Origin of the sequence: Paraburkholderia phymatum (assembly GCF_038900715.1) — a bacterium.
In the GTDB taxonomy this organism is placed as follows: domain Bacteria; phylum Pseudomonadota; class Gammaproteobacteria; order Burkholderiales; family Burkholderiaceae; genus Paraburkholderia; species Paraburkholderia phymatum_A.
On the sequence record NZ_JAYMRZ010000027.1, the window covers coordinates 1 to 12,768 of the forward strand.

Sequence of the window (12,768 nt, forward strand, 5' to 3'; positions counted from 1 at the left end):
GTATCGATCAATTTGTCTCCCACTACAACCAAAACTGCGAGCCATTCATGTGGACTGCTACCGCTGATTCCATCCTCGCCAAGCTACAAAGACTTTGTACGCGAATCAGCGGAACGACACACTAGTTCGTCTCACGACAGAGCGAGACAGTGTGATGCCCCGCTCGGCGTGGCGCAATCAAAACTCTACCAATGGGCTGTCATTTTGTTGAACACCGGTTTGGTTGCGTTATGAAGAATTTTGCGTCACTGACACAGATCACCATCTTTGTTCGGATTGCGGAGCTGGGAAGCCTGTCCGCCGCAGCTCGGGAATTGAATCTGTCGCCTTCGGCAGTCAGCAAGAGCTTGGCACAGCTTGAAGATAGGTTGGGCGTGCTTCTCGTGAAGCGCACGACTCGCAGCTTGACGCTGACGGACAGCGGCCGAATCATATTCGAACGGGCGAACGATATCCTCGCCGATCTCGAAAGCACGCTCGACGCAGCCCGTCAATTCAAGACGCTGCAAGGAAACCTGCGATTGACCTGTTCTATCGCGTTTGGGTCCAAGCAGCTCACGCCGATCTTGGGGCGATATTTGAGCGGGCAGGCGGCGGTAAGCGCATCGATCACGCTGGACGACCGACTGACCAATTTGGTCGAGGAAAACTTTGACTTGGCCATCCGTATCACCAGCAGGACGGACTCGAACTACGCGGCCAGGAAGCTAGCGACAATACAGTGGATGTACTGTGCGGCACCGGACTATCTTGATTCGAACGAGCCGATTCGCACACCCGCCGATCTCGCGAGACACCGATGCTTGGCCTATCCGGGCATCACTACCAACGGTGCATGGTCTTTCCTCGGAAAGCACGAATCGCAGCATGTTGCTGTGAAGACTGTGCTCGATTCCAACTCTAGCCTGGCGTTGTATGAAGCTGCGCTACAGGGGCATGGCGTAGCCTGTCTGCCGACCTATCTCGTGGCATCCGATATTGCTCGAGGCGCATTGCGTATCGTCGTGCCGGAGTACCGGTCGGCGACTATGCACACGCTATACGCCATGTACTACCGCTCGAAATACTCGAACGCGTTGGTGCGTAGCTTCATCGACTTCCTTGTTGAAAACATCGGCGAGGTCCCCCCTTGGGAGAGGGGGCTTCAAGAAGCGATCGACGTTCCGCCGTTCGAAGTCGAAACGAGATGAGCGGGGCAGGTGGCCCGCTGCCGTCTTTTCGAAGTCCTGCCGGCTCGTCGGCATGGCCGTTGGTATGTACACAATGTCGAATAGTCGACAGACAGTCGCACGGAGACACGCTAACTTGATGCGCATCGCTCGCCGGATTGCGTTGTGCAAGTCGAGCCGACCGGCCAATCCATGAGGAAATGGCAATGACGGATTCGTCGAGGAAGGTGAGTAGGCGGCAGGCATTGAAAAATATGGCATCGGCTACGTTAGGTGCCGGTGCGGTGTTGACTGGTGGCGTGGCACGCGCGGAGCCCCGAGCCGAGCCGATCAGGCATGCTGCGGGTTGGAAGAAGAATCCGCCGAACGCAGCGGATCTTCCGCCGAACCGCCCCGCATGGATGATGGCGCCGGGGCGAGCGTTGACCGGGTACGGCACGCCCTCCGTGTATGAAAAGGACGTCGTGCGTATCCCGACCACGAGGACGGCAATCGATTTCGCGTCGTGGAACTTCACACCTCTACAGTACCTGCACGGGATCGTTACACCCAGCGGATTGCATTTTGAGCGCAATCACGGGGGCGTGCCCGATATCGACCCATCGCAGCATCGGTTGCTGATCGAAGGCATGGTCAAAAGGCCGTTGCTGCTGACGATGGACGATCTCTTGCGCTATCCGTCGGTTTCGCGGATGCACTTCGTGGAGTGTTCGGGAAACACGTCCACGGAGTGGCGCAAGCCGATGGGAAAGACCGTGCAGCAAACGCACGGACTACTCGGTTGTTCCGAATGGACGGGCGTGCTCCTGTCGACGGTGCTGGACGACGTCGGGGTGGATTCGAAAGCGACTTGGGCGCTCGCAGAGGGGGCTGACGCAGCCGCTATGGATCGCAGCATCCCCGTACGCAAGCTGTTTGACGATGCCATGCTCGCCTATGCGCAAAACGGCGAGATGCTCCGGCCATCCCAAGGCTATCCGTTGCGCCTGTTGGTGCCGGGGTACGAGGGGAATATGAACATCAAGTGGCTCAGACGCTTGAAATTCAGTACGGCACCGTTCGAAACCTACGAGGAAACCGCGTACTACACAGAGTTGATGAAAAGCGGGAAGGCAAAGCAGTTCAATTTCGTGATGCAGGCAAAATCGGTTATTACGTTCCCGTCCGGCGATATGCAACTCGAGGAGCCCGGATACTACGAGATTTCCGGTCTGGCGTGGTCGGGAGAGGGGCGGGTTCGACGCGTCGACGTATCGACAGACGGCGGGCGAACATGGCGTGCCGCGCAACTGCAAGAACCGGTGCTGGCCAAGTGCCTGACGAGATTCAGGCTCGACTGGGCATGGGATGGGACACCTGCCATCCTGCAGAGCCGATGTGTCGATGAGACCGGATACGTTCAGCCGACAATCGAGAGCCTCGTTCAAGCCCGGGGCGTCAATTCGGTTTATCACCTCAACGGAATTCAGAGTTGGGGCGTCGATCGACAAGGGGGAGTGACCAATGTCCGCGTATAGTCGATCGGCGCCTGCGTCGTTGCTTGCCGCCGCGCTAGCCTTAAGCGCCTCATGGTCTGCATACGCGCAATCCGATATGACACCGGCCCACGGATTCGGCCGGAGCCCAACGGTCGAGGAGGTCGCCGGATGGAATATCGATGTCGTTCCGGACGGCACCGGACTGCCGATAGGACACGGAACAGCCGCGGAAGGCGCGACAGTTTTTGCAGCGCGGTGTGCTGCATGCCATGGCGCGAAGGGCGAGGGTGTGCCAGTGTCGGGGAGAGGTGCCTTTCCACGCCTCGTAGGGGGCATTGGCACGCTGGTCGATGATGTACCGATCAAGACGGTGGGCAGCTATTGGCCCTACGCAACCGGCGTGTTCGATTACATTCGCCGCGCGATGCCGTTGACCGCCCCGGGCTCTCTAACAAGCAACGAAGCTTATTCGCTCACAGCGTTCATTCTTGCCCGCAACGGGATCATTTCCGAGAACGCTGTCATGGACGAGAAGTCGCTTCCCGGCGTATCGATGCCGAACCGAAACGGCTTCTTTCGTAGCGCCCAAAGTCAGAGTCCGGCTCGCCCCAGGTCGGACCGAAACTGAGATCGAAGTCCGGACCACGTGCGCCTACGAGTGGCGCCGGAGGTGGATAAGAAGCCCGGCGAGACGAGAACCCGGTCAGGACTCGACGCACGGCGCCGACAGCGGCCGGATTCGTGAGAAAGCGTCATGACTGACACGCAAAAAATTCAATTGTCTCGAAAAATATGGCTGTCGATACTCGAGTCGAACCACACGGTTTACTTCGATTCTCTCCGACATTACGCAGTTAATTGGTGCGTTTGGTTGTGATGCCTTGCCGATACGCGCGACGCCGGAGAGATTGAGGTGGGATTGTCATCCGTTGAGGAGGGTGGCTGGCAAGCCAGACTCGATGGTTGTTCAGAACATCACATTGCAAACGTGGTGATGCGTCGATCGTAAGCCACAGGGGACCACGTCATGAAAGTGAAGAAGGGTGTTTTGCTCGCGACGCTTATCGCTACCACGGCGGTCTCGTCGCTCGGCGCGCGTGCGGCCGACCTGCTGGATGCCGTGAAGGCTCAAGGCGTGCTCAGGGTAGGGACGGAGGGAACCTATCCCCCGTTCACCTACCATGATTCGGATGGAAAGTTGGTGGGTTTCGATGTCGACGTCGCTACCGCGTTGGCCGCGAAGTTGGGCGTCAAGCCGGTGTTCTACACGTCGGAATGGTCCAGTTTGCTTGCCGGCGTTCAAGCCGGCCGATTCGACATTGTGGCCAACGAGGTGGACACCACGCCTCAGCGCAAGCAGACGCTCGATTTCAGTCCTGCCTACGCCTATTCCGCTGCGGAGGTTTTGGTAAGAAAGGACGAGAAAGGCGACTATCAGAGCATCGACCAACTGAAAGGTAAAACGGTTGCAGTTGGTATCGGATCCAACTTCGAAACGCTGGCGCACTCGGTTCCCGGCATCAACGTGAAGACTTATCCGGGGTTGGCGGAAGCGTTGGCCGATCTTGCCACGGGACGCGTCGACGCTTACTTGAACGATCGATTGTTCGTTCCGTATCTTCTCAAGACGCGAAACGTTCCCGTGCGCGGCGCTGGCGTTTTGAAGAACTCTGGGGAAGAGGTCGCTTTCCCGTACGTGAAAGGAAACCCGAAGTTTTCCGCTTCGGTAAGCGAAGCGATGCAGTCGATGCAGAAGGACGGCACACTCTCGGCGATCTCGAAAAAGTGGTTCGGTTCGGATGTCACTCGACCCGTGAACTGATAGTCGATTGAACTGGCAAGGCGTGCCGCGCGTAGGGGGAGATATGGAGCAATTGGATCTGGTGATTCAATCGGGCCCGACGTTGTTGAAGGGTACATTACTGACCATAAAGTTCGCGATTGCCGCGATGGTCTTCGGTCTCATTGTCGGCGCCTTAGCGGCGGTCATGCGGATCAGCGGCAATCGGCTGCTGGATCGAGTTGCACAAGCCTATGTGAGCGTGATGCGCGGCACGCCTCTACTCGTGCAAATGTTCGTGATGTACTACGGACTTCCCAGTATCGGCCTAGCACTGTCGCCGACCACGGCGGGCGTTCTGACATTGACGCTTAATGCGGGGGCATATCTTTCCGAGACTATGCGCGGGGCGATCCTTGGCATACCTCGCGGCCAGTGGAGCGCGTCGCACAGCCTGGGGCTCACTTACTTTCAGACCCTTCGTTATGTCGTCGGCCCGCAGGCGCTGCGTCTTGCGGTGCCGTCAATGGGTAACACGCTGATCAGCCTGATCAAAGACACGTCCCTCGTGTCGGTGATCACCGTGACGGAGTTGCTTCGGTCCGCGCAGGAAGTCATCGCGGCGACGTTTCAGCCGCTGCCTCTTTATCTCGCTGTCGCTGCGCTGTACTGGATCTTGAGTTCCGCATTGGGTGCATTTCAGGTCCGCCTCGAAGGACGCCTTGCTTTACGGTCGAGGCATTGAAATCGGAGTGTGCGGCTAGGGTATGGGTGCATTAACAGTTGGATGCTGAAGATGATCGACATCAACGAAGTCTCGAAGTGGTATGGGCAGTTCCGCGTACTGGACAACTGTACGACGGCTGTGAAAAAGGGCGAGGTGGTCGTTGTCTGCGGGCCGTCCGGCTCCGGCAAGTCCACGCTCATCAAGACCATCAACGGGTTGGAGAGCTTTCAGAAAGGGTCGATCACGGTCGACGGTGTCAGCGTGGGCCATTCGAAGACGAACCTGTCATCGCTTCGGACGCGTGTGGGAATGGTCTTCCAGCACTTCGAGCTGTTCCCGCACATGAACATACTTCAAAATTTGACGCTAGCGCAGACCAAGGTTCTACGCCGGTCCCGCGATGAGGCGGAAGTAAAAGCGCTTTCGCTTCTCGACCGGGTGGGATTGAAGTCCCATGCGCTCAAATATCCTGGCCAGATGTCCGGGGGGCAGCAACAGCGCGTTGCCATCGCGCGGGCCTTATCGATGGATCCGGCGGCCATCCTTTTCGACGAGCCCACGTCCGCGCTCGATCCGGAGATGATCAACGAAGTTTTGGATGTCATGATCGAACTCGCTCAGGAAGGGATGACGATGGTGTGCGTGACGCACGAAATGGGCTTCGCTCGGAAGGTCGCGGATCGTATTCTGTTTATGGACGCGGGCCTCATCGTGGAGGACTGCGCCAAGGATTGTTTCTTTGACGCACCGCGGTCGGAGCGCGCACGCGATTTCTTGGGGAAAGTGTTGCACTGACGTCGGTGGGGCGCAATTCATGTCGCCGCCGAGCTGCTTGCAATGCGCTTCGCAAGCAGCTCCGTTGGCGTCGGATCCTTAAGATTTACAGCGCAGCCCTTTCGTAAAGGCGACATCAATCATTTCAACAATCAGGAGTCTCAGAATATGGATGCACAAATCGATCACGCAGCCGGGATGCCGATTGGCTTGCTCGACGAACTGCCGCCGCCGGTCGATGCTACCGAGTCGTTCTTTTCCGCACCGCAAGAACCGCTGGCACAGGGACATCCTTATAGGAGTCTTACTGACTAACATCCCCCTCAGGGGTTTTTGAACTGAGCTCTTAAGTAAACCGAGGTCCGCGCTCAACCGCAATAGGAGAAGGTGTAGCCGTGTTCCTGAGCACGGTTCACAGCCACGATGCCGGCAGGCGTCATGACGGAATGGGGAATCAGGTTGGCTTTTAGTTCATTGAGAACGGAATCGTCCTTTCCTTGAGTATCTTCCGCAATCGATTTGGCCAAATTGGCGGCTGCCATGGCGCATACAGCAAAACGAGCGCCCAGCTGGGCAAGTTCGACGAGCGTGGCTTTGCCGTTGGGGAGGGGCGCTCCATTGGATTGGACGCGGTACAGATTGATTCGGGGGCGTGCCTGCGTGTGCGGGTCGAACACTTCTGTGTGGCTGACGAAATAGTCTCCGTATTTATCCCACATTGCATCATTGAAGGCGAATGCGGTGGAGGCATGTCGCATCACGACTACCACCGATAATTCACCGGCTGAGATTCCATAGCCCTGTTGATTCGCTAGAAAGAAGTTTGTGGCGAAATTCATTCCGATGCCCAGACCCTTTGCGCTGATCGTGTCGAAGACGATCCTATGGCGATGCCCGCCCTCGTCGAGCCAGCCGTCTTGCGGTTCCGACGTCGGGCCGGAGGAATCTTCCGGGGTTGCCGCGGCGATTTTTGCTGTCATGAGCGTAAGACCCGCTACGGCACCGACTCCGAGGGCATGTCGACGAGCTATTTTCATGGTTTTCCCGTAAGTTTCCGATGGTAATGAGTGACTTCAATGCGCACCAAATCGTATTGCTTCGACAGACTCTATGATTTTGGACCGGCACCCGGTGACCCATGATTTCGTCGGGTTGCGCGTTGCCTCGCTGGAGCCGACCGCAAGCGGTCATTGTGACAATTAAAAATTATCGGATCGGTGAAAATCCAGACATGATCTTTGGAGTGATTGTCACGAATTGGCGACTTATCTATCGGGCGTAGAATCATTGACATGATGTCGTCCTGGTGCGCTCCGGGGGGGCTGCACTGAGCAGCTTCGCAGCAAGAAGGGGCAAGAAGGGGAAGCGAGGAGCCATATGAAAAATAAGGAGCGCCGGCCGGTAGGGCGAGCCGCGACCGCTTGCATTGCCGCGTGGCTCGCGGCGACGCTAACGAGTGCATTTGCGCAGACGACGCTGGGGCGACAGATGGCGACCGGAGGCAATGCGAAAGGCGTTCCTGCTTGTATCGGTTGCCACGGCGCTGCGGGACAAGGCAATGCGGATGCAGGTTTTCCTCGGCTCGCGGGCTTGAGCTCGAGTTATCTCGATGCACAGCTGGCGGCGTTTGCTGATGGCAGTCGTAAGAGCGCCGTGATGCAGCCGATCGCAAGCCACTTGACGGCCTCGGAACGCACCGCGGTCGCAAATTACTTCAGCACTCTTTCACCTCCCCAGGGCATTCGCAGTAGCGACCCCTCCGATCCTCTACCGTCGGATACCGGTGCTTGGCTCGCAACGCGGGGAAGATGGAAAGATAATCTGCCCGCCTGCGCGCAATGCCACGGTCCTGCTGGCGCTGGCGTAGGCAGTGTATTTCCCTCATTGGCAGGGCAACCGGCAGGCTACATCGAAACGCAGTTGCACGAATGGAAAGCGGGAGCGCGTCCAGCTGGGCCACTTGCGCTGATGCCCGCTGTCGCGAGCAAGCTTTCCGATGTCGACATGCATGCGGTAGCGGAGTACTACGCGCAGCCGGCGCAGATCAGCGAAACGAGAGCGAAATAAGGAGGAACCGTGAGCATCGAACGAAAACGGAATGGCACGACGTTCCTGATCGCTTTGTCGATTGCATTGCGTCTAGCCCAGGTCGCTGCAGCGGAGCCTGCGAACGCCACGGCGGCCGCCCAACCAGATACCGCCCCAGCCCATTCGTTCGAACCGCCAGCAGAGAGCGCAATGCCGAGCGGTGAATTCGGAAAATCGGTGAAGCTTGGCGAGCAGATCTTTTTGCGCACCGGCGAATACGCCGGCAAGTTTGTCGGCAATTCACTCACATGCGCCAACTGTCATCTCGACGCGGGCCGCCGAGTCAATTCGAGCCCACTATGGGCCGCCTACGTTTCCTATCCGGCGTATCGCAGCAAGAACGGGCACGTGAATACGCTCGCCGAACGGATGCAGGGCTGCTTTCGCTACAGCATGAACGGTAAGGCGCCCCCGCTCGGCGATTCGGTGTTGGTCGCGTTGGAGAGCTACGCGTTTTGGCTTGCCACGGGTGCACCCGTAGGCGGGAAGATCGCAGGCAGGGGTTATCCGAAGTTGCCTCCCCCGTCGCTGAAGGCAGATTACACGCGTGGCGCCCGTGTTTATGCGCAGCATTGCTCCGTATGTCATGGCCCCGATGGGCAGGGGCAGAGCAGCGCCGGTCGAACCGTGTTTCCGCCGCTCTGGGGCGATCGCTCGTTCAACTGGGGGGCCGGCATGCATGAGATCCAAAATGCTGCAGGGTTCATCAAGGCGAACATGCCGTTAGGATTGGGCAACACATTGACTGGCCAGCAAGCTTGGGACGTGGCCTTCTTCATGGATAGCCACGAACGTCCACAGGATCCGCGCTTCACGGGTTCAGTCGATCAGACCCGTGCGAAATTCCACGATACACCGACATCGATGTACGGTCGGATTGTGAATGGCCATAAGCTCGGCGGGCCGTAAGCATGTCGATCCGGCCGACGAGAGGATGTGAATCCGTCGGCTGAATATCTTCAAGATAAGAGACCATGCTCCGCGGGCACGATCTACTTAGCTGATTGGAGCGCTCGGGGAAGCGGCTCCCCGAGAAGCCGTCGCGAAGCCGAGTAGTCCGAGCACGGGCCCGGGGATCAGCAGCCAAGTTGCGTCGAGCCCCACATGTTCGAAGAGCGCTACGGTCGCTGCGATCGAAACGACTGTGATGGCGAAGCCGATCGAGTTCTGGATGGCTAACGCGCTTCCCACGAGGTCAGGCGGACAAGCCTTGGCGGCGAGGGCGGAGAACTGAGGCGAGTCGGCAACGACCGAAGCGCCCCAGAGAACAAGCAGCGCAGCAATGGCCCCGATGGGAAGGTAGCGCCAGCCGATCGCGAACGTTAGCGCGCAAAGGCCGGACATTGCCAACGCTCCGATCGCAACCTTCGCGCTGCCGATATGACGAGACAATACACCACCGACCAATGAGCCAAGCGCCCCGATGCCGATTATGCAGAACGAGACACCGGATACGCCCAACGCCGAAAAGCGTGTTGCCAGAGCGGTATGGGCCACCAACAGCGGCACAGTGGTCCAGAACGAATAGAGTTCCCACATATGGCCGAAGTATCCGAGCGTTGCAGCGCGAAACGGACGCATCCGGAATGCCGAGAGGACGGACGGTGGCCGTGCCTCCGTAGTCGGCGATGAGAGCGGCAAAGGGCTCCTCGTGCGTGCGTGCGGCCCGTCCCCCAACGCGCCGATTAACATGGCGCCGATCAGCGCCAGGACGGACGAAGCGGTGATGATCATCTGCCAAGGGAAGCCTGCGCCCATGACTCGCATGGCATGAGGGAGTGCGGTACCGAGAGTCAGCATTGCAACAAGCTGCGCAAGGGCCTGTCCAGTTCGCTCAGGCGCCCAGCCGACGATGAGCTTCATTCCCATCGGATAAATGCCTGCGAGGCATACACCGACACCGAAACGAAGGATTGCACCGCTGACGAGGCCGGTGGAGAGCCAGGCGAAACACACATTGAACGTCGCTCCCGCGATCGCGGCATAGACGAAGATCGTACTGGCTCTGAAGCGATCGGCCGCACCGCTCAAAGAGATCACGAGGGTGCCGAGAATGAATCCAAGCTGCACGGCATCGGTCAGCCAGCCGATGTCCGCGGCGCTGGCGTGCCAGATACGCATGAGGTCGCCCGCTGTGCTGTTGGCGCTAAACCATAGCGCGGTGCCAAAAAGCTGTGCGATCGAGATCGTTGCGACCGGCCCCAGGTTGTTGACGAGCAGCTTCTGTAACGCGGTTCGCTTCACTGTTATGCTTGAATCCATTGCAGCGCTTTCTAGATCGGTTCGGGATATCGATGCATGAGCCGGCCCAGGAAGCGTGATCTTGGTGGCCGGCTCTGCAAATCGTCATTGAGATCGGGCGCGAGTCCCGGGTAAGGCAGCGGTCGACGATTAAATGCGAATTCAAGCGATCGTGACTTGACTCATCCAGCGCGAATCGCGCGGGGACGGGCGTCGATGCAGCCTTGCATTGAGAAGCGAGCGCGCTTTTGCCGCTTGCCCGCTTCGCATCAGCGAAACCAGCAGCGTTTCTTCTACGATGTCTCGTTGCGCGCCGCTTCCTCCGATGCGCACTACTTCATGGGCGACCGGCTCGAGGATTTCCGTGCAGCGTGCGTAGTCTTCTTCCGCAAAGGCAAGGGCTGCTCGACAAATTGCCGGCACGACAGGGCCGGCGGGAAGCTTGCCGGTCTCGTCCAAGTCGACGAGCGCATCGACGCGTTGGTCAAGAGCGGCCCTATCACCGGTCGCAGCGGCAATCAGGGCCATGTGACAGTCGGCGAACGGGAAGCCAGCTTGTTTGAAGTACGCCGACGCGTACTTCGCCGTCTCTTCCCACAAGCCTTCGGGCACGGCGTGCCCATAGGCTTGCAATCGCCAGAGAAACGACGAAGTATCGCTTACGACGTTGATAGGCACGCCGGTAGCAACGGGAGGCGCCACGTTTTGATTGTAGATGGTCAGCGCCCGCTCCGTATCGCCGCGCTCCAATGCGATAAGGGCTGCATGCCAAGCGATGTGGTTATGGAGCACTGCGCTGCGATCGTACTCCGGTAGCCAACCGTTGATCGTCTTTTCAGCTTCGTCGCCGGCACCTGCCTCGTACAACACGTGTGCGACCGCATGGGCCGCGTTGGCGTTCTGTCGCCGCAGTTCGAGCGCGCGTTGGGTCAAAGAACGGCCAAGTCCGAGGTTGCCGTTTTCGCCATGAGACCAACCTCGATAGGTGATAAACCACCAGTCGTCGGCTCCGAAGTGTGGGGCGTGACGCTCGCAAAGATCGACGCGTGCCTGATTGTGATCGGACATCCCAGAGAACGCGAAGAGGCCGAATGCCCCCAGCAGGAGCGACATAATCAGGATGTCGTGCGGCCATCTGTTCGTATGCTGCAGGGCACCTTCGAGCGCCTTTGCTGACTGGCCGTTGATCGCCAACGACAGAACGGCCACATGGCTTCGCTCCCTCTCGGTTCCATTGCGTCCGACTAGCTCCACCGCTGTCGCGATCTTCTGGCGAGCTTCGGTGATTTCCGCCCGGATCGCATGAAAGCGTGCGCGTGCTGCATAGGGGAGGGCAAAGTCAGGATCCGCCACGATTGCCTGGTCGAGCGTTTCGGCGGTGCCGGGCCACAGCGAGAGCAGAAGATCGACGCCGGTACGATAGCGCTCTGCCGCGGCGTCCGAGGTGGTCGAGAGTGGCTGGCTGTAGCGATCAAAGCGGGCCATGTTGACGGTCTCTCCTGTGGAATGATGAGCCATGGTGGGAAGCAATCAGAGGTCGCATCCGACGGGGCGGGCGAGGCCTCCCGGCATTAGACCAATTTTCGGGGTGGCGGTGTTTCAACCAATCGACAAGATGTATAGAATATCTGCCAACCGGAGAATGCAATGACCTGGAAGCCGATCCACGCGCCGCGGGGGCTGGTGCCGCCAAAACCGCTTGCAGTGCGTGCGCAGTCCATTCCCGCACGACACTACTTTCCGGAGCATGCTCATGGCTGGAATCAGATGGTGTATGCCAGCTCGGGTGTCTTGACCGTCATCGCTGGCGGCCGATCCTTCGTTACTTCACCTGAGCAGGCGGTGTGGTTGCCAACCGGTGTTCATCACCGTGTCGGATCGTTACTGGGTGCCGAGTTTCGCAGCCTTTGGATCGCGGACGACGTAAGCGCGGGCGGGGTCGGCGTGGAGCCGACCGTATTCGGCGTCACGCCGTTGCTGAAAGAGCTAGTGGTCGAGGCCGCCTCGATTAGCGAAATGGCAGACGACGACGGGTATGCCGGCCGAGTCACGCATTTGATTCTCGACCAACTGCGCCGGGCTCATACTATTTCGGCTGCGCTGCCGTGGCCGCGAGACGGAGTGCTCTCAGCGCTTTGTGAAACGCTCTACACGGATCCTGCGGACCCTCGAGGACCTGAGGCGTGGAGTGCCATGTTCGGCATGTCGACGCGGACCTTGGCTCGGCACTTCGTAACCGAGACGGGGATGAGCTTGCGTTCTTGGCGCCGGCGTATGCGCTTGTTCAGGGCGATCGAGTTGCTTGGCGGAGGGTTGGGCGTGACGCGGACTGCAATGGAACTCGGGTATGGCTCGACGTCAGCCTTCGTGTACGCGTTTCGCCTGGAAATGGGGACGAGCCCACAGGCATACATGCGGCAGCATGCGGACCGCGCGAGTGTTCGCTTGCGAGCGAATGCTTCGGCAAAACCATCGGCCCCGGCGAGCGAAAAAGAACCGAGCCGCTGCTGA

The 12,768-nt window shown here is 58.9% G+C and carries 13 protein-coding genes and 1 pseudogene; 11 read left to right on the plus strand and 3 right to left on the minus strand.

Going from position 1 to position 12,768, the window contains the following annotated elements; all coding sequences use genetic code 11:
• The 8 genes and pseudogenes from VSR68_RS34900 to VSR68_RS34935 all read left to right on the plus strand — a co-directional run.
• A pseudogene (locus tag VSR68_RS34900) lies at positions 1 to 125 on the plus strand (IS630 family transposase); the annotation flags it as partial.
• Between the two features lie 105 nt (positions 126 to 230).
• On the plus strand, positions 231 to 1,190 hold the full coding sequence (locus VSR68_RS34905; protein ID WP_342933321.1) for a LysR family transcriptional regulator: 960 nt from the start codon (positions 231 to 233) through the stop codon (positions 1,188 to 1,190).
• A 185-nt stretch (positions 1,191 to 1,375) separates the two neighbouring features.
• Positions 1,376 to 2,686 (plus strand): sulfite dehydrogenase, encoded by a 1,311-nt coding sequence (soxC, locus tag VSR68_RS34910; protein WP_342944119.1) that lies wholly within the window; start codon positions 1,376 to 1,378, stop codon positions 2,684 to 2,686.
• Positions 2,687 to 2,762: 76 nt separating this feature from the next.
• Entirely contained in the window at positions 2,763 to 3,275 is a 513-nt protein-coding gene (locus tag VSR68_RS34915; protein ID WP_342944120.1) for a c-type cytochrome, read from the plus strand.
• Between the two features lie 399 nt (positions 3,276 to 3,674).
• The gene (locus VSR68_RS34920; RefSeq protein WP_342944121.1) at positions 3,675 to 4,469 is read left to right on the plus strand and encodes a transporter substrate-binding domain-containing protein; all 795 of its coding nucleotides are present in this window, start codon (positions 3,675 to 3,677) and stop codon (positions 4,467 to 4,469) included.
• Positions 4,470 to 4,512: 43 nt separating this feature from the next.
• Positions 4,513 to 5,172, plus strand: coding sequence for an amino acid ABC transporter permease (locus VSR68_RS34925; RefSeq protein ID WP_342944122.1), 660 nt, complete (start codon positions 4,513 to 4,515; stop codon positions 5,170 to 5,172).
• A 51-nt stretch (positions 5,173 to 5,223) separates the two neighbouring features.
• Positions 5,224 to 5,949 carry an amino acid ABC transporter ATP-binding protein gene (locus VSR68_RS34930; protein ID WP_342933327.1) on the plus strand — a complete coding sequence of 242 codons (726 nt, stop codon included), beginning with the start codon at positions 5,224 to 5,226 and terminating at the stop codon, positions 5,947 to 5,949.
• A gap of 42 nt (positions 5,950 to 5,991) precedes the next feature.
• Complete coding sequence (locus VSR68_RS34935) at positions 5,992 to 6,243, plus strand: hypothetical protein (RefSeq protein WP_342944123.1); 252 nt, start codon at positions 5,992 to 5,994, stop codon at positions 6,241 to 6,243.
• Between the two features lie 53 nt (positions 6,244 to 6,296).
• On the opposite strand, the gene VSR68_RS34940 is transcribed toward VSR68_RS34935, so the two are convergent.
• A complete protein-coding gene (locus tag VSR68_RS34940; protein WP_342944124.1) occupies positions 6,297 to 6,908 on the minus strand; it encodes a hypothetical protein in 612 nt (203 codons plus the stop codon).
• Between the two features lie 397 nt (positions 6,909 to 7,305).
• Between VSR68_RS34940 and VSR68_RS34945 the strand changes: the two genes are divergently transcribed.
• Positions 7,306 to 7,995, plus strand: a complete 690-nt coding sequence (locus VSR68_RS34945; RefSeq protein WP_342944125.1) for a c-type cytochrome — start codon at positions 7,306 to 7,308, stop codon at positions 7,993 to 7,995.
• Between the two features lie 45 nt (positions 7,996 to 8,040).
• Complete coding sequence (locus tag VSR68_RS34950) at positions 8,041 to 8,925, plus strand: c-type cytochrome (RefSeq protein WP_342944217.1); 885 nt, start codon at positions 8,041 to 8,043, stop codon at positions 8,923 to 8,925.
• Positions 8,926 to 9,012: 87 nt separating this feature from the next.
• Here the strand turns inward: VSR68_RS34950 and VSR68_RS34955 are convergent, their stop codons facing one another.
• Both VSR68_RS34955 and VSR68_RS34960 read right to left on the minus strand, forming a co-directional pair.
• A complete protein-coding gene (locus VSR68_RS34955; RefSeq protein ID WP_342944126.1) occupies positions 9,013 to 10,278 on the minus strand; it encodes an MFS transporter in 1,266 nt (421 codons plus the stop codon).
• A 141-nt stretch (positions 10,279 to 10,419) separates the two neighbouring features.
• Positions 10,420 to 11,742: a tetratricopeptide repeat protein gene (locus VSR68_RS34960; RefSeq protein ID WP_342944127.1), complete on the minus strand. Its 1,323-nt coding sequence runs from the start codon at positions 11,740 to 11,742 to the stop codon at positions 10,420 to 10,422.
• Positions 11,743 to 11,904: 162 nt separating this feature from the next.
• On the opposite strand from VSR68_RS34960, the gene VSR68_RS34965 reads away from it, so the two are divergent.
• Positions 11,905 to 12,768, plus strand: a complete 864-nt coding sequence (locus tag VSR68_RS34965; RefSeq protein WP_342944128.1) for a helix-turn-helix transcriptional regulator — start codon at positions 11,905 to 11,907, stop codon at positions 12,766 to 12,768.

Excerpts from the sequence above, each read along its gene's own strand:
- VSR68_RS34925 (WP_342944122.1), top strand. The coding sequence starts at position 4,513 with ATGGAGCAATTGGATCTGGTGATTCAATCGGGCCCGACGTTGTTGAAG.
- VSR68_RS34945 (WP_342944125.1), top strand. The coding sequence starts at position 7,306 with ATGAAAAATAAGGAGCGCCGGCCGGTAGGGCGAGCCGCGACCGCTTGC.
- VSR68_RS34930 (WP_342933327.1), top strand. The coding sequence starts at position 5,224 with ATGATCGACATCAACGAAGTCTCGAAGTGGTATGGGCAGTTCCGCGTA.
- VSR68_RS34960 (WP_342944127.1), bottom strand. The coding sequence starts at position 11,742 with ATGGCCCGCTTTGATCGCTACAGCCAGCCACTCTCGACCACCTCGGAC.
- VSR68_RS34915 (WP_342944120.1), top strand. The coding sequence starts at position 2,763 with ATGACACCGGCCCACGGATTCGGCCGGAGCCCAACGGTCGAGGAGGTC.
- VSR68_RS34905 (WP_342933321.1), top strand. The coding sequence starts at position 231 with ATGAAGAATTTTGCGTCACTGACACAGATCACCATCTTTGTTCGGATT.
- VSR68_RS34935 (WP_342944123.1), top strand. The coding sequence starts at position 5,992 with ATGCGCTTCGCAAGCAGCTCCGTTGGCGTCGGATCCTTAAGATTTACA.
- VSR68_RS34955 (WP_342944126.1), bottom strand. The coding sequence starts at position 10,278 with ATGGATTCAAGCATAACAGTGAAGCGAACCGCGTTACAGAAGCTGCTC.
- soxC (WP_342944119.1), top strand. The coding sequence starts at position 1,376 with ATGACGGATTCGTCGAGGAAGGTGAGTAGGCGGCAGGCATTGAAAAAT.
- VSR68_RS34940 (WP_342944124.1), bottom strand. The coding sequence starts at position 6,908 with ATGACAGCAAAAATCGCCGCGGCAACCCCGGAAGATTCCTCCGGCCCG.
- VSR68_RS34965 (WP_342944128.1), top strand. The coding sequence starts at position 11,905 with ATGACCTGGAAGCCGATCCACGCGCCGCGGGGGCTGGTGCCGCCAAAA.
- VSR68_RS34920 (WP_342944121.1), top strand. The coding sequence starts at position 3,675 with ATGAAAGTGAAGAAGGGTGTTTTGCTCGCGACGCTTATCGCTACCACG.